The organism is Bacillus sp. CCB-MMP212 (assembly GCF_022748145.1).
GTDB classification, from domain to species: Bacteria; Bacillota; Bacilli; order Bacillales; family Bacillaceae_G; genus Bacillus_A; species Bacillus_A cereus.
The window spans coordinates 1-17,179 of the sequence record NZ_JALDQE010000004.1; the positions used below are offsets into that span (position 1 = coordinate 1).

Below are 17,179 nucleotides of genomic sequence, written 5' to 3' on the forward strand. Positions count from 1 at the left end.
ACCTCACCAACTAGCTAATGCGACGCGGGTCCATCCATAAGTGACAGCCGAAGCCGCCTTTCAATTTCGAACCATGCAGTTCAAAATGTTATCCGGTATTAGCCCCGGTTTCCCGGAGTTATCCCAGTCTTATGGGCAGGTTACCCACGTGTTACTCACCCGTCCGCCGCTAACTTCTTGAGAGCAAGCTCTCAATCCATTCGCTCGACTTGCATGTATTAGGCACGCCGCCAGCGTTCATCCTGAGCCAGGATCAAACTCTCCAATAAAGTTAGTTTGTCTAGCATCTAAAAATAAAAATTGACGTTTCACGTTGTTTGTTTCGTTTAGTTTTCAAAGTTCAATATCGCGTTTCAGCGACTTTTATAATATATCATAGTATATTATTTTCGTCAACAAGTTTTTCAAGATAATTTGTATCTCTCATTTGCTGACTTTGCCTATTATATAGACTTTTCTATTACTATGCAAGTATTATTATAAAAAAATAAGAGGGGGAAAATCCCCCCCTCTTATTCTTCAGAAGAAACCTCTTCATTAGATTCTTCTTCTTCATCTTTCTGTGCTTTTGCTACTGTCGCTACCTCTTGCTCATCCTCTAAACGAATTAGACGAACACCTTGTGTATTACGTCCCATTTGAGAGATTTGATCAACTGGCATACGAATAATAACGCCTGCGGCTGTAATTAGCATGATGTCTTCTTCACCTGTTACAGACTTAACCGCTACTAACTTACCGTTTTTATCTGTAATGTTACAAGTCTTAAGACCTTTACCACCACGACTTTGTAGTCGATACTCTTCAACTGGAGTACGCTTACCATACCCGTTTTTCGTTACAATTAAAACATTCGTATCTTCTTCAACAATTTCCATACCTACTACTTGGTCCTCTTCGCCTAATGTAATAGCTTTTACACCAGCTGCATTACGGCCCATAGAACGTACATCTTGTTCATTGAAGCGAATTAACATACCGTTGCTTGTCCCTACGATAATATCTTTATCGCCAGATGTTAAACGTACAGAAATCACTTCATCTTCTTCACGAAGCGAAATTGCAATTAAACCGTTTGTACGTATATTTGCAAATGATGAAAGTGGCGTTCTCTTAGAAATACCTTGTTTCGTTGTAAAGAATAAGAACTGGTCGTCACCAAATTCACGAATTGGAATAATGGCATTGATCCACTCACCCTTATCTACCCCTAATAGGTTAATAATTGGTAGCCCTTTTGCAGTACGACTATACTCTGGGATTTCATATCCTTTCGTACGGTATACTTTACCCTTGTTTGTAAAGAATAAAATATGATCATGAGTAGACGTTGTTAATAAGTGTTCAACAAAGTCATCATCATTCGTACCCATTCCTTGTACACCACGTCCCCCACGGTTCTGTGTTTTGTACGTAGAAGCTGGTAACCTCTTAATATAACCGTTATGAGTTAACGTAATCGCAATGTTTTGCTCAGGAATTAAATCTTCATCTTCAATAAATTCCATACCGCCAATTGTAATTTCTGTTCGTCTCTTATCATTGAAACGCTCTTTTACTTCTGTTAATTCTTCACGAATAATCTCAAGAACTTTCTCTTCATCTGCTAAAATCGCTTTTAATTCAGCAATTAATTTCATTAAGTCTTGATATTCTTGCTCGATTTTTTCACGTTCTAATCCAGTTAAGCGTTGCAGACGCATATCTAAAATCGCTTGCGCTTGTTTCTCACTTAAACCGAAACGTTCCATTAATCCTTGCTTTGCAATATCAGCCGTTTTTGAACTACGAATTAACGTAATAACTTCATCAAGATGATCTAAAGCAATTCGTAATCCTTCTAAAATATGGGCACGCGCCTCTGCTTTTTCTAATTCATAAGCAGTACGTCTACGGATTACTACCTTCTGGTGCTCCAAATAATGATATAAGTTTTGTTTTAAGTTTAGTACTTGAGGCTCTCCATTTACAAGGGACAACATATTAATACCGAAACTTGTTTGAAGTGCTGTATGTTTATATAGATTGTTTAATAGTACGTTTGCATTAGCGTCACGACGTACTTCCATGACAATACGCATACCATTTCGGTCTGATTCATCACGTAAATCTGTAATACCTTCAATTTTCTTATCGCGAACTAATTCTGCGATTTTTTCAATTAATCGTGCCTTATTAACTTGATAAGGTAGTTCCGTTACGATAATAGATTGTTTACCATTTGATTTCTCTTCAATTTCAACTTTGGCACGAAGCATAATAGAACCTCGTCCTGTTTCATAAGCTCTACGGATGCCACTTCGCCCTAAGATTAAACCTGATGTCGGGAAGTCTGGACCAGGAATATATTCCATTAATTCCGCGATAGTGATATCTGGATTATGGCTTAATGCCAACACACCATCAATTACTTCGCCAAGTTGATGCGGCGGAATATTTGTTGCCATACCAACTGCAATACCTGTCGTACCGTTTACTAATAAATTAGGGAAACGCGCTGGTAATACAATCGGCTCTCTTTCCGAACCATCGTAGTTATCTTGGTAATCAATTGTATTTTTTGAAATATCACGTATTAATTCCATAGAAATCTTAGACATTCTTGCCTCTGTATAACGCATTGCCGCTGCTGAATCTCCATCTACAGAACCGAAGTTACCATGCCCATCTACAAGCATATAACGTTGACTGAAATCTTGCGCCATACGTACCATTGTTTCATAAACGGCTGAATCTCCATGAGGGTGATACTTACCGATTACTTCACCGACAATACGTGCTGATTTCTTATACGCTTTATCAGCTGTAATTCCTAAATCATTCATCGCATATAAAACCCTACGATGCACAGGTTTTAATCCATCACGAACATCTGGTAATGCACGAGATACGATAACACTCATTGCGTAATCTAAAAATGAGGTACGCATTTCATGACTAATATTAATTTCTCGAATTCGTGCTTGTTGTTGATTGTCTGACATCAACGAGCACCTCCTCTTACATTTCCGTTACACATACATTGATTTATATGTAGAAGACAGGAATACTTAGATTCCTGTCATTACTCATTTAAATATCAAGGTTTTTCACGTATTTTGCATTCTCTTGGATAAAGTTACGACGCGGTTCCACTTTATCACCCATTAAAATTTCAAATGTTTCATCTGCTTCTATTGCATCTTGAAGGGAAACTTGAAGTAACGAACGTACTTCTGGATCCATTGTCGTCTCCCATAGCTGAGTTGGATTCATCTCTCCAAGACCTTTATAACGTTGAATTCCTGGTTTCGGCTGGGCTGGTAACTCAGCTAATATTTTTTCAAGTTCTTTATCATTATAAGCATATTGAATTTTTTTACCTTGTTGCACTTTAAACAAAGGTGGCTGTGCGATATATATATATCCACACTCAATTATTTGACGCATATAACGATAGAAGAACGTTAATAATAGGGTACGAATATGCGCACCATCAACATCAGCATCGGTCATAATAATAACTTTATGATAGCGTGCTTTTTCGATATCGAAGTCCCCACCAATATTTGTACCAATCGCCGTAATAATTGTACGAACTTCATCATTTGATAAAATCTTATCTAAGCGTGCCTTTTCAACATTAATAATTTTACCCTTCAGCGGTAAAATTGCTTGAAAATGACGATCGCGTCCTTGTTTTGCAGATCCACCCGCAGAGTCACCCTCTACGATATAAATTTCACTAATTGCTGGATCTTTAGAAGAACAATCTGCCAATTTCCCTGGTAAACTTGAAACTTCTAAAGCACTCTTTCGGCGAGTTAGCTCACGAGCCTTTTTAGCTGCTACACGCGCACGTGCTGCCATCGTCCCTTTATCTACAACCTTACGTGCAACATTGGGATTTTCCAGTAAGAATTTTTCAAAAGCCTCAGAGAATACTGACTCCGTAATCGTTCTCGCTTCACTATTTCCAAGTTTCGTCTTCGTTTGCCCTTCAAATTGTGGATTTGGATGTTTAATTGACACGATTGCTGTTAAACCTTCACGAACATCTTCACCAGTCAAATTACTATCCGCATCTTTTAAAATGTTATTTTTACGACCATAATCGTTAATCACACGTGTTAAGGCAGTTTTAAATCCTACCTCATGTGTACCACCTTCATACGTATGAATATTATTTGTAAATGAGTAAATATGATTTGTATATCCTTCGTTATATTGAAGCGCAACTTCAACTTGAATACCATCTTTTGAACCTTCTACATATACAGGCTCTTCATGAATTGGTTGTTTTGAACGATTTAAATGTTCAACATATGATTTAATTCCACCTTCATAGTGGAACTCTTTCTTTTGCTTATGTTCACGTTTATCTTCAATTGTTAATTTAATATTACGATTTAAAAACGCCAACTCACGCATACGAGTCGCTAGCGTATCGAATTCATATTCTGTCGTCTCTTTAAAAATTTCTGGATCCGGTTTAAAGCGAGTTATTGTTCCAGTCTTATCTGTATCACCGATGACTTTTAAATCTGCAACCGGAATACCTCTTTCGTATTTTTGGTAATGGATTTTGCCATCACGATGTACAAATACTTCTAATTCTGTTGATAAGGCATTTACAACAGATGCACCAACACCGTGCAAACCACCAGAAACTTTATAACCGCCACCGCCAAATTTACCACCAGCGTGGAGGACAGTCATAATAACCTCTACTGCAGGACGACCCATTTTTTCTTGTATACCAACTGGAATACCACGTCCATTATCCGTTACAAGAATACTATTATCTTCTTCGATACTAACGTTAATTTCATCGCAATATCCTGCTAACGCTTCATCGATACTATTATCGACAATCTCCCATACAAGGTGGTGAAGTCCCTTCCCACTCGTAGATCCAATATACATACCCGGACGTTTCCGAACTGCCTCTAGTCCTTCAAGTACCTGTATCTGACTTTCATCATATGCATTTTCTTGCATTTGTTTTTGTTCCATTGACACAAAGATCACCTACTTTTCCATTTAAACAGGGGTTTATGCCCTATCTATTTCACAATCTACCGTGCCGTTCGTTACATGAATTGTTTTCGCATCTTTTAATGTTTCGTGTTCAATTCCGTCGACACTCGTCGTTGTAACAAATGTTTGCACCTTTCCTTGAATTGTATTTAACAGATGTGATTGACGATAATCGTCTAATTCTGATAAAACATCATCCAGTAAAAGGATTGGATATTCTTTAACCTCTGAATAAATTAATTCAATTTCAGCTAATTTTAGGGATAGTGCGGTCGTTCGTTGTTGTCCTTGCGAACCAAAGACTTGAACATTTTTACTATTAACGAAGAATTGTAAATCATCACGATGAGGACCAATTAAAGTCGTACCACGGAAAATTTCACGTTGTTTCACAGATTGAAAACTTTCATAGTATACTTCTTTTATTTTCGACAAATCCATTGATTCTGATACATCTACACTTGGTTTATAGACAATTTCTAACTCTTCTAATCCACGGCTTATACCGCGATGAATTGGAGCTGCCCATTCCTGTAGCAAATGCAAAAATTCAAAACGTTTTTGCAGTATTTTTGCACCATGCTCAATTAATTGAAGGGTAAATACATCCAACATCGTTTCCTCATTCTTACTATTCCCTTGCATTTTTTTCAACAAGTGATTTCGTTGCGTGAGCACCTTTTGATATTGACTTAATTCATACAAATATACAGGAGCTATTTGTCCTAATTCCATATCTAAAAAGCGTCTTCTTACTTGAGGGCTTCCTTTTACAAGATTTAAATCTTCTGGGGCAAACATGACAACGTTCATCACGCCAATATATTGACTTAACTTTTGTTGTTCAAGTTGATTTAATTTTGCCTTTTTACCTTTTTTCGAAATATTTAATTCCAAAGACAAAGAACTGTTTCTTTTTTGTAATTTCCCTTTTATTTGACCAAACTCTTCATCCCAGCGGATAAGTTCGCGATCATTAGAGGTTCTATGAGATTTCGCCATCGCTAAAACATAAATAGCTTCCATCAAGTTTGTTTTCCCTTGTGCATTTTCGCCGATAATTACATTTACCTTATCTTCAAAGGAAAGCTCTAATTTTTCATAATTGCGATAGTTTTTTAATTGTATTTCTGAAATAAACAAAGGGCTCCCCCTTTATGCCTGAACTTGGAAAGTTCCGCTTCCTGGAATTTCAATAACATCATTCGCATATAGTTTGCGACCTCTTCTATTTTCAAGTTCGTTGTTCACGTACACTTCATATTCTTGTAAAAACCATTTTACAGCGCCACCTGTATCAATTACATCAGCTAACTTTAAAAATTGTCCTAGTGTAATATACTCTGTTGAAATTTTAATATGTTTCATAAAATCGCTCACTTTCTGAAAGTGTTCATTCTTTCATTGTACTAAATAAACTAACATTAGGAAAGTAATACCCAAAAATCAAATAAGGGCCACTAGCATCTTTAAACTAGCAACCCTTATTCCTTACCTAGTAAGTACGAACTGGTAAAATTAATTGAATAATTGAATCATCATTTACTGTACGAATTAAGAACGGTCTCATCGCCCCAGTAAAACTAACTTTAATCTCTGTACTATCCAAGGCTTTCAATGCATCCATCATATATTTTGCACTAAAAGATATTTTTAACTCTTCTCCATCCACTTTTTCACATTGTACTTCTTCGACAACTTTTCCGATTTCTGGTGAATTCGAAGAAATCTCTAGCATTTCTTGCTCTAAAGTTGATAATTTGACAACGTTATTGCGGCCATCTCTTGCTAATAGTGAAGCACGATCAATTGCTTGTAGGAATTCTTTTGTATTTACAAAAATATCCGTTTTACTCTCTGCTGGAATTAAACGTGTTGTATCTGGATAATTTCCTTCTAACAATCTTGAGAAGAATAATAAATGTTTTGTACGGAATAATACTTGATACTCCGTAATAACGATATCCACCATTTCTTCAGACTCATCTAGAATCTTACTTAATTCATTTAAGCTCTTACCTGGGATAACAACATTAGCTTGAAATTCATCTGCAATATTATGTCCTTCGATTTTCGCTTTTCGAAGTGCTAGTCTATGACTATCTGTTGCAATACAAGTTAACTCGCTGTTATATACCTTCCAGTTTACACCTGTCAAGATTGGTCTTGTTTCAGAAGTAGAAACTGCAAATACAGTTTGTCTGATCATATGCTTAAGTAAATCTGTTGGTATCTTAAATACATGATGTTCTTCAATCTGTGGTAATAACGGATATTCTGCAGAATCTAAACCATTTAAGTTAAATTCTGATTTTCCAGATTTTATTTTTGTCATAAAATGATTTTCCACAGAAATTTCGACAGTATCTTTAGGTAGTTTTTTTACAATCTCACTAAAATATTTTGCTTGTAAAACAATGCTTCCTGATTGAGCTATTTCTACGATTTCTTTTCCATTTTCTTCGACTGGAATAAACGATTCAATAGAAATATCAGCATCGCTTCCTGTTAATGTAACCCCTTCTTCAGTAGCTACAACTTTAATTCCCGTAAGGATAGGGATTGTTGTACGAGAAGAAACTGCCTTCATTACATCTTGTACACCTCTTACAAGATAGTCTTTTTGTATTGTAAAACGCATAAAGAAAAACCTCCGGTAAGTATAAGATTTTATTTAATTAATAAAGATAAAAAATAGTAGTAATAGTAATAGGGCCTGTGGATATGTGGATAACCCCTTTGAAGGATGTAAAAACAGTCTATCTACATGTGGATAGACTGTGCGTAAAACAAGGTAAGTTATTCACACTATTCAGCTACTACTTTAAAATACCATTAATTTCTTCAACTTGCTTTTGTAATTGCGTATCGGTTTTTAGTAGTTTAGAAATTTTTTCATGGGCATGGATAACTGTTGTATGATCACGTCCACCAAATTCTTCACCTATTTTTGGTAAAGAGGAATCCGTAAGTTCGCGTGATAAATACATTGCAATTTGGCGAGGAAACGCAACTGATTTTGTGCGTTTTTTCGCTTTAAAATCTTCTAATTTTACTTGATAAACGTCTCCGACAGCTTTTTGAATATCATAAATAGAGATAATTTTCGGCTTAGAATTTGGAATAATATCTTTAAGTGCTTCAGCTGCTAAATCAGCATTAATATCTTTATTAATTAAAGATGAATAAGCTACAACTCGGATAAGTGCACCTTCTAATTCACGAATATTTGAATCAATTTGATTTGCGATATAAAGCATAACTTCATTTGGTATATCAAGCCCTTCAGCTTTTGCCTTTTTGCGTAAAATTGCAATTCGTGTCTCTAAATCTGGCGGCGTAATATCTGTAATAAGTCCCCATTCAAAGCGAGAACGAAGACGATCTTCTAAAGTTGGAATTTCTTTTGGTGGTCGATCACTAGAAATTACAATTTGTTTACTTTCTTCGTGTAATGCATTAAATGTATGGAAAAACTCTTCTTGAGTTTGTTCTTTTCCAGCAAGAAATTGAATATCATCTATCAATAAAACATCTACGTTGCGATATTTATTACGAAAATCAACAGCTTTATTATCACGAATAGAGTTAATAAATTCATTCGTGAATTTTTCTGATGATAAATATACAACTTTTGCATTTGGATTATGTTCAATTACATAATGACCAATTGCGTGCATTAAATGCGTCTTTCCAAGCCCAACTCCCCCATAAATAAAGAGTGGATTATACGCTTTAGCTGGCGCCTCGGCTACAGCTAATGAAGCTGCATGGGCAAAACGGTTACCAGAGCCGATAACAAATGTATCAAATGTATATTTTGGATTTAACATGCTCTGTGGTAAATGAGCTGAATCATCTTGTGCTGGATTCCGCTTAACTGGAGGAAGATCAATGTCCTCTTCCGATTGACTTTGGGGAATAATAAAGCGAATTGCTAATTTTGCCCCTGTTAAATCGTATAGTGTTTCCGAAATAAGTTCTGAGTAATGAGATTCTAGCCAGTCACGAGCAAATTCATTTGGAGCTGTAATCGTTAATACGTCTTTCTTCAAGTTATGAGCCGTTGTTGATTTTAACCATGTTTCATAACTAGGCTTGCTTACCTTTTTTTCTAATTCTTTTAAGGCACTATTCCATAAATCAGAGATATTTTCCAAAGGTGTCCCTCCTTTACTAAGATGGTAAAAGAATAAGGTTGCGCAACAAATGTACAACCTAATAAATATAAAATGTATATTTATACGAAACGTATTTTAAAACCTAAAAACGTCGTTTGTATATGAGATAGGGTTTTCGACAAAAAAAGCGAATGTGGACAACTATTTACCCACATGTGATTAAAACTGTCCACATGTTATACACAAATTGTGGATAAGATAAAGGTGTGGAAAACTTATTCAAAGTGAAAACACAACTATAATATCAAAAAAAAGTGGCTATAGCAATGAATTTAAGAAAGTTATCCACAAAATCAATACCTTGTGGAATAAACTTGTCCACAACACGATATACTGTGTAAAAGTGGGAAAAAAGTTTGTGGATATAAAAAACGTGAAAAAACATTTATCCACAAGGAAATATAGATGCTGTGAAAAAGTATGTGAATAGGTTCAAAATGAATATTTGATGAAAATTTCTAGAACCATTGACATTTTCCTAGTTAATTAACTATAATTTATAGGACTGTCTTTAACAGATATTCCTCAGGGAGGTGTCATATAATGAAAAGAACTTACCAACCAAATAAACGTAAGCGCAGCAAAGTACATGGTTTCCGCAGCCGTATGAGCACAGCGAACGGACGTAAAGTGCTAGCAGCTCGTCGTCGTAAAGGAAGAAAAGTATTATCTGCGTAGACCACTGATCGTTCAGTGGTCTTTTTTTCTAATAATAGTGAATTTCCGCTGATGAAATACAGGAGTGTCAATTGATATGAAGAAAAAACATCGTATAAAGAAGAATGATGAATTCCAGGCGGTTTTTCAAAAAGGAAAATCAAATGCGAATCGTCAGTTTGTTGTATACCAATTAGATAAAGAAGAACAGCCAAACTTTCGCATCGGCCTTTCTGTTAGCAAAAAAATAGGAAATGCAGTAGTTCGTAATCGAATTAAGCGCATGGTCCGTCAGGCTATTACAGAGTTAAAAGATGAGATAGATTCTGGAAAAGATTTTGTTATAATAGCAAGGAAGCCTTGTGCAGAGATGACATATGAAGAAGTAAAGAAAAGCTTAATTCATGTCTTTAAACGCTCTGGTATGAAAAGAATAAAAAAGTAGCGTAAGGAAATGAATTACACTATATACATACCGATACAAGGAGGAGTAGGCTTTGAAAAAGAAATTAGGTTTACTAGCCATGGTCGTTGCATTAATGGCGATTGCCACCGGTTGTAGTGAAACGGGTCAGCCGATTACATCGAAAAGTACTGGGATTTGGAATGAATATTTCGTATATCCACTTTCTCAGTTAATCACGTATTTTGCCGACTTATTTAACAGTAATTACGGTTTAGCAATTGTTATTACAACTCTTATCATTCGTTTTGCATTATTACCATTAATGATTAAACAAACGAAGAGTACAAAGGCAATGCAAGCGTTACAACCAGAAATGGTGAAGTTAAAAGAGAAATATAGTTCTAAAGATCAAGCAACGCAGCAAAAACTACAACAAGAAATGATGCAGTTATATCAAAAGAATGGTGTAAATCCATTGGCAGGATGTTTACCGATATTTGTTCAGATGCCTATTTTATTCGCGTTTTATCATGCGATTATGAGAACAACAGCAATTAGTGAACATACATTTTTATGGTTTGATTTAGGACAGGCAGATCCGTTCTATATCTTACCAGTTGTTGCGGCAATTACGACATTTATTCAGCAAAAGCTTGCAATGGCAGGAACAGCTGGTCAAAATCCGCAAATGGCAATGATGCTTTGGCTTATGCCGATTATGATTTTAATCTTTGCAATTAACTTCCCAGCTGCATTATCACTTTACTGGGTTGTTGGTAATATCTTTGGTATTGCTCAAATGTACTTTATCAAAGGGCCAGAGATTAAGGCTAACAAAGCTGGAGGCTCAAGCAAGTGAGTATAATTACTGCTAAAGGACAAACAGTCGAGCTGGCAGTAGAGGATGCTTTAAGGCAATTAAACACATCAAAAGATCGAGTAGATATAAATATTGTCGATGAGGGTAAAAGAGGGTTCTTAGGTTTATTTGGGAATCGTCCTGCAGTAGTAGAAGTTGTATTGAAGAAAGATCCAATTCAGGAATGTGAAGAATATTTAAGAAATGTTATTCACAATATGGGTGTGGAAGTTGAAATTAGTAAAATTGTAAAAGGACGCGAGATTGAATTTACAATTTCTGGTGATGATGTAGGAGTTTTAATTGGAAAAAGAGGTAATACATTGAACTCTTTACAGTATTTGACAAAACTTGTCGCAAATCGTAACACGAAGCAGTATATCGGTATTACACTAGATGCTGAAAATTATCGTAGTAAAAGAAAAAGTACGTTAGAATCACTTTCTTATCGATTAGCGAAACAAGTATCTAATACGAAAAAAAGAGTTATTTTAGAACCGATGCCATCTTTTGAACGAAAAATTATTCATCAGGCATTATCAAATCATCAAGGTATCAAAACAACTTCTGAAGGAAATGAACCACATCGGCATGTTGTAATATCTCCTAAATGACCGGTTGCTCAAATGAGTGCCGGTTTTTTTGAGCGAAAAATAGATGTGGATAACTAAAAAACACTAAACTTATCCACTGTGAATAAGTTTAGTGTTTTTTACATGGGGATATAATAAAATGAGTTATTCTTCTTTTGTAGATAGGTTCGTTATGGTATCCTAATAATTTAGTGAAAGAAATAATCATGTTGAAATAGAGATAAATAAGCAAGTGAGGTGAAAGGACATGGAATTTGATACAATTGCTGCGATTTCCACAGCGCTTGGAGAGGGTGCAATTGCCATTGTTCGAGTAAGTGGGGATGATGCGGTTGAGAAAGTTGACCGTATTTTTAAAGGGAAGGATTTAACAGAGGTTTCTTCTCATACTATTCATTATGGTCATATCGTTGATTTAGATACAAATCAAGTTATTGAAGAAGTTATGGTGTCTATTATGCGCGCACCGAGGACTTTTACACGTGAAAATATAGTGGAAATTAACTGTCATGGCGGACTTGTTTCAGTAAATAAAGTATTGCAACTTATTCTAGCGCAAGGAGTACGATTGGCAGAACCGGGCGAATTTACAAAACGTGCTTTTTTAAATGGACGTATCGATTTATCACAAGCAGAAGCTGTTATGGATTTGATTCGAGCAAAAACAGATCGTGCGATGAATGTAGCAATTAATCAAATGGAAGGGCGATTATCTAAATTAATTGGTCGCTTACGTCAAGAAATATTAGAAACATTAGCTCATGTTGAGGTAAATATAGATTATCCAGAATACGATGATGTAGAAGAGATGACACATAATATTTTAATTGAGAAAGCAACGCATGTTCGTTCGGAAATCGAAAAAATATTAGAAACATCAAAACAAGGGAAAATCTTACGTGAAGGTATTGCTACAGCAATTATCGGTAGGCCTAATGTTGGGAAATCATCGTTATTAAATAGCCTTGTTCAGGAGAAAAAAGCAATTGTAACTGATATTGCAGGAACAACTCGTGATGTTATTGAAGAGTACGTTAATGTGCGTGGCGTACCTCTTAAACTTATAGATACAGCCGGTATTCGTGAGACAGAAGATGTTGTTGAACGAATTGGTGTGGAGCGTTCAAAAGAAATGATGAGCCAAGCAGATTTAGTATTAGTTGTTGTCAACTATAGCGAGGCTTTAACAAATGAGGATGAAGATCTATTCCATGCGGTACAAGGAAAAGACTTTATTGTTATTGTGAATAAGACTGATTTACCGCAAGCGATTGATATGGAACGTGTTACAGAGTTAGCCGAGGGAAATCGTGTTATTACAACATCCTTAATTGAGGAACAAGGAATAGATGAACTCGAAAAGGCAATAGCTGATTTATTCTTTGAAGGAACAATCGATTCTACAGATATGACATATGTTTCTAATGCGAGACATATTGGATTATTAACACAAGCGGGACAAACAATCGGTGATGCAATTGAGGCAATAGAAAATGGTGTACCAATTGATATGGTGCAAATTGATTTAACAAGAACGTGGGAAATACTTGGTGAAATTACTGGTGACACAGTCCATGAAAGCCTAATTGACCAGTTGTTCTCTCAATTTTGTTTAGGAAAATAATATAGTGATGTTTTAGAAAGATAGAGATTATTAGGAGGAATAAACAATGGGATACAATGCCGGTTCATACGATGTCATAGTAATCGGTGCAGGTCATGCAGGATGTGAAGCTGGTCTTGCGGCAGCACGAATGGGCTCAAAAACATTAATGTTAACAATTAACTTAGATATGGTAGCATTCATGCCATGTAACCCTTCTGTTGGTGGACCAGCAAAAGGGATTGTTGTTCGTGAAATTGATGCATTAGGCGGAGAAATGGGACGTAATATTGATAAAACTCATATTCAAATGCGTATGCTAAATACAGGTAAGGGTCCAGCTGTACGTGCACTTCGAGCGCAAGCTGATAAATTCTCTTACCAACATGAATTGAAGAAAACAATTGAAGAAACACCAAACTTAACGTTGTTCCAAGGAATGGTAGAGCGTTTAATCGTTGAAGAAGGTATATGTAAAGGGGTAGTTACACAAGCTGGTGCAGAATATACAGCGAAAACCGTTGTAATTACGACTGGAACATTTTTACGTGGCGAGATTATCATGGGCGATTTAAAATATTCAAGCGGTCCAAATAATCAACAACCGTCTATTACATTATCTGAGCATTTAGAGGAGCTCGGATTTGATCTTGTTAGATTTAAAACAGGGACACCTCCGCGTGTAAACAGTAATACAATTGACTACAGTAAAACAGAAATTCAACCAGGTGATGATAAGCCGCGTTCGTTCTCTTTTGAAACAACGAAATTTATTATGGATCAAATTCCATGTTGGTTGACATATACAAGTACAGAAACACACCGTTTAATAGATGAAAATTTACATCGTTCAGCTATGTATTCTGGTATGATTAAAGGAACAGGTCCTAGGTACTGTCCTTCTATTGAAGACAAAGTAGTAAGATTTAATGACAAACCACGTCATCAAATTTTCTTAGAGCCAGAAGGGCGTAATACACAAGAAGTATATGTACAAGGTTTATCCACAAGCCTACCAGAAGATGTACAACGTGACATGCTTAGAACAATTCCAGGCCTAGAAAATGTTGAAATGATGCGCACAGGTTATGCGATTGAATATGATGCAATTGTGCCAACACAATTATGGCCAACACTTGAAACGAAAAAGATTAAAAATTTATATACAGCAGGACAAATTAATGGAACTTCTGGTTACGAAGAGGCGGCAGGACAAGGGCTTATGGCTGGGATTAATGCAGCATGCCGTTCTTTAGGTAAAAAAGAAGTTGTTTTAGGCCGCGAGGATGCTTATATTGGTGTCTTAATTGATGATCTTGTAACGAAAGGTACAAATGAACCATATCGTTTATTAACGTCTCGTGCAGAATACCGTCTATTATTACGCCACGATAATGCTGATCTTCGTTTAACTGAAGTTGGTCGTGAAATTGGATTAATTAAAGAAGAGCGATATGAGCGATTTACAAATAAAAAATTACAAATTGAACAGGAAAAGGAACGTTTAAGCAGCATTATTATTAAACCACGTCCTGAAGTTCAAGAATTAATTCGCAATATTGGCGGAAGTGAATTGAAAGATGGAATACGTGCAAGTGACTTATTACGTCGTCCAGAGATGACATATGAGCATATTCATCTTTTAGTACCAAGTGAAGTAGAATTAAGTGATGAAGTTACAGAACAAGTTGAAATTCAGATTAAGTACGAAGGATATATTGAAAAATCTTTACAGCAAGTAGAGCGAATGAAGAAAATGGAGAGTAAAAAAATCCCTGTAGATATTGATTATGACGCGATTTCTAGCCTTGCTTCAGAAGCTAGACAGAAATTGAAAGATGTTCGTCCACTTTCAATGGGGCAGGCTTCACGTATTTCTGGCGTAAATCCAGCGGATATTTCCATTTTACTTGTGTATATAGAACAAGGAAAAATTGCGCGCGTATCGAACCAATAACATAGTAAGGAGATATTGCTAGATGAACATAGAACAATTTCAATCTATGCTAGAAGAGAAGGGAATCACCCTCTCTTCTAGACAATTAGAGCAGTTCAAAATCTACTTTGAAACATTAGTAGAGTGGAATGAAAAAATGAACTTAACGGCTATTACAGAAAAAGAAGAAGTATACTTAAAACACTTTTTTGATTCCATTACAGCTGCTTTTTATTATGATTTTTCAAAACCATTCTCAATTTGTGATGTTGGTGCAGGGGCTGGATTCCCAAGTATTCCTTTAAAAATCTGTTTCCCGCACTTAAAAGTAACAATTGTAGATTCATTGCAAAAACGTATTAATTTCTTAAATCACTTAGCACAAAAGTTAGAATTAAGTGATGTTGCATTTTGTCATGATCGTGCTGAAACATTTGGGAAAAAAGAAGGTGTACGTGAATCATACGATATTGTAATGGCACGTGCAGTTGCGCGTCTTTCTGTATTAAGTGAGCTATGTTTACCACTTGTAAAAGTTGGAGGAACATTCATTGCAATGAAAGGTGCAGCAGCAAACGAAGAAATCGAAAATGGCAAGTATGCTTTAGAGGTTCTAGGCGGAGAGTTAAAAGAGATGTCTACGTTCCAATTACCGTTTGAAGAGAGTGAACGTAATATTTTATTAATCGAGAAAAAGCGCAAGACACCAAAGAAATATCCACGCAAACCGGGAACACCCAATAAATTACCTATTGAAAAATAAATCTTATTAGACGTAAGATTAAATTATATAAATGAAAACGTAAATGTTTCATAGGAAACATTTTATGGAGAATAGTCAATAGGCCTAAAAGGTGGTGGAATATGTATGAAAAATACGTTTTCTCGTTTATTTGGCTTTGGAGATAAAGAGAGCGAATTCGAATTACAAGACGAAAGCCATGAAGAGATAGATAAAAAGGTATATGAGGAAATACAAGAAATTCCGATAGTAAATATTACCCCTAACCGTTATCAACCAAGAACAGTTTTTGATGATGCGCGTATTGATGAGCTAGCATTAACGATTCGTACACATGGACTTATTCAGCCGATTGTTGTAAGGCAATATGAGGACGATAAGTATGAGATTATTGCTGGAGAAAGACGTTTTCGCGCGGCAACAAAGTTAGGTTGGGAAAAGGTTCCTGCAATTATAAAGAACTTAAATGATACAGAGACAGCTTCTGTAGCTTTAATTGAAAACTTGCAACGTGAGGAACTAACGGCAATCGAGGAAGCTGTGGCATATCAAAAGCTGATTGAGTTACATAATTTAACACAAGAAGCATTGGCACAACGACTTGGAAAAGGACAATCTACAATCGCAAATAAGTTGCGATTGTTAAAGTTGCCTGAAGAAATAAAAAGTGCATTATTAGAAAAAAGCATTACAGAACGTCATGCCCGCGCTCTCATTCCTTTAAAAAATGAGGAATTACAACTGAAGGTTTTACAGGAAATTGTGGAGAAACAACTGAATGTAAAGCAAACAGAAGAACGAATTGCGAAGTTACTAGAGGAAGCAAAACCGAAGCGTAAGGCAAAGCAAAAAGCAGTAAGTCGAGATACGAGGATTGCTATGAATACAATTAGACAATCTTTACAAATGGTTACTGAAAGTGGTTTAAATGTTAATTCTGAGGAAGAAGAATTTGATGAGTACTATCAAATTACAATTAAAATTCCAAAGAAAAAATAATAATGACGTGTTAGAGACCTTATCCTATTGGAGAGGTCTCTTTTACTATATTTTCTTGTTAAATGAAGAAGGAGTTTAGAAATAAATTTTGAAGTTTAATAAAGGACGTAAAAGAAAAAGTTTTATTTCATGTTACAATAAACGTAATTGTTACTAGAATAAGATAGAAAGGTTGAAAGTAGGT

Annotated in this window: 14 protein-coding genes and 1 rRNA gene; 8 read left to right on the forward strand and 7 right to left on the reverse strand. The window is 35.7% G+C overall.

Going from position 1 to position 17,179, the window contains the following annotated elements; all coding sequences use genetic code 11:
- From MRP26_RS11890 to dnaA, 7 genes are all read right to left on the reverse strand, one after another.
- Nucleotides 1-269, reverse strand: a 16S ribosomal RNA gene (locus MRP26_RS11890); the annotation flags it as partial.
- Between the two features lie 243 nt (nucleotides 270-512).
- Nucleotides 513-2,984: a DNA gyrase subunit A gene (gene gyrA / locus MRP26_RS11895; RefSeq protein ID WP_001282866.1), complete on the reverse strand. Its 2,472-nt coding sequence runs from the start codon at nucleotides 2,982-2,984 to the stop codon at nucleotides 513-515.
- A gap of 88 nt (nucleotides 2,985-3,072) precedes the next feature.
- Nucleotides 3,073-4,995 (reverse strand): DNA topoisomerase (ATP-hydrolyzing) subunit B, encoded by a 1,923-nt coding sequence (gyrB, locus tag MRP26_RS11900; RefSeq protein WP_000435980.1) that lies wholly within the window; start codon nucleotides 4,993-4,995, stop codon nucleotides 3,073-3,075.
- 39 nt (nucleotides 4,996-5,034) lie between these two features.
- Nucleotides 5,035-6,162, reverse strand: coding sequence for a DNA replication/repair protein RecF (gene recF, locus MRP26_RS11905; protein WP_000470755.1), 1,128 nt, complete (start codon nucleotides 6,160-6,162; stop codon nucleotides 5,035-5,037).
- A gap of 12 nt (nucleotides 6,163-6,174) precedes the next feature.
- Nucleotides 6,175-6,387 (reverse strand): S4 domain-containing protein YaaA, encoded by a 213-nt coding sequence (yaaA, locus tag MRP26_RS11910; RefSeq protein WP_000680510.1) that lies wholly within the window; start codon nucleotides 6,385-6,387, stop codon nucleotides 6,175-6,177.
- A gap of 127 nt (nucleotides 6,388-6,514) precedes the next feature.
- Entirely contained in the window at nucleotides 6,515-7,660 is a 1,146-nt protein-coding gene (gene dnaN, locus MRP26_RS11915; RefSeq protein WP_001212886.1) for a DNA polymerase III subunit beta, read from the reverse strand.
- A 178-nt stretch (nucleotides 7,661-7,838) separates the two neighbouring features.
- Nucleotides 7,839-9,179: a chromosomal replication initiator protein DnaA gene (dnaA, locus tag MRP26_RS11920; protein WP_000428028.1), complete on the reverse strand. Its 1,341-nt coding sequence runs from the start codon at nucleotides 9,177-9,179 to the stop codon at nucleotides 7,839-7,841.
- A gap of 564 nt (nucleotides 9,180-9,743) precedes the next feature.
- Here dnaA and rpmH point away from each other — a divergent pair.
- The 8 genes from rpmH to noc all read left to right on the forward strand — a co-directional run bounded on the left by rpmH (nucleotide 9,744) and on the right by noc (nucleotide 16,995).
- Complete coding sequence (gene rpmH / locus MRP26_RS11925) at nucleotides 9,744-9,878, forward strand: 50S ribosomal protein L34 (protein WP_000831901.1); 135 nt, start codon at nucleotides 9,744-9,746, stop codon at nucleotides 9,876-9,878.
- A gap of 76 nt (nucleotides 9,879-9,954) precedes the next feature.
- Nucleotides 9,955-10,302, forward strand: a complete 348-nt coding sequence (gene rnpA, locus MRP26_RS11930) for a ribonuclease P protein component (RefSeq protein WP_000726621.1) — start codon at nucleotides 9,955-9,957, stop codon at nucleotides 10,300-10,302.
- Nucleotides 10,303-10,354: 52 nt separating this feature from the next.
- Nucleotides 10,355-11,122, forward strand: a complete 768-nt coding sequence (spoIIIJ, locus tag MRP26_RS11935) for a YidC family membrane integrase SpoIIIJ (RefSeq protein WP_000727740.1) — start codon at nucleotides 10,355-10,357, stop codon at nucleotides 11,120-11,122.
- Entirely contained in the window at nucleotides 11,119-11,736 is a 618-nt protein-coding gene (gene jag, locus MRP26_RS11940) for an RNA-binding cell elongation regulator Jag/EloR (protein WP_000022795.1), read from the forward strand. Before spoIIIJ ends, jag begins: the two co-directional genes overlap by 4 nt.
- Nucleotides 11,737-11,962: 226 nt before the next feature.
- On the forward strand, nucleotides 11,963-13,339 hold the full coding sequence (mnmE, locus tag MRP26_RS11945; RefSeq protein WP_000393762.1) for a tRNA uridine-5-carboxymethylaminomethyl(34) synthesis GTPase MnmE: 1,377 nt from the start codon (nucleotides 11,963-11,965) through the stop codon (nucleotides 13,337-13,339).
- Nucleotides 13,340-13,385: 46 nt separating this feature from the next.
- Nucleotides 13,386-15,275: a tRNA uridine-5-carboxymethylaminomethyl(34) synthesis enzyme MnmG gene (mnmG, locus tag MRP26_RS11950; protein WP_000541052.1), complete on the forward strand. Its 1,890-nt coding sequence runs from the start codon at nucleotides 13,386-13,388 to the stop codon at nucleotides 15,273-15,275.
- Nucleotides 15,276-15,297: 22 nt separating this feature from the next.
- Nucleotides 15,298-16,017 carry a 16S rRNA (guanine(527)-N(7))-methyltransferase RsmG gene (gene rsmG, locus MRP26_RS11955; protein ID WP_001019628.1) on the forward strand — a complete coding sequence of 240 codons (720 nt, stop codon included), beginning with the start codon at nucleotides 15,298-15,300 and terminating at the stop codon, nucleotides 16,015-16,017.
- A gap of 105 nt (nucleotides 16,018-16,122) precedes the next feature.
- The gene (noc, locus tag MRP26_RS11960; protein ID WP_000799016.1) at nucleotides 16,123-16,995 is read left to right on the forward strand and encodes a nucleoid occlusion protein; all 873 of its coding nucleotides are present in this window, start codon (nucleotides 16,123-16,125) and stop codon (nucleotides 16,993-16,995) included.
- The last annotated feature ends 184 nt before the right edge of the window (nucleotides 16,996-17,179 follow it).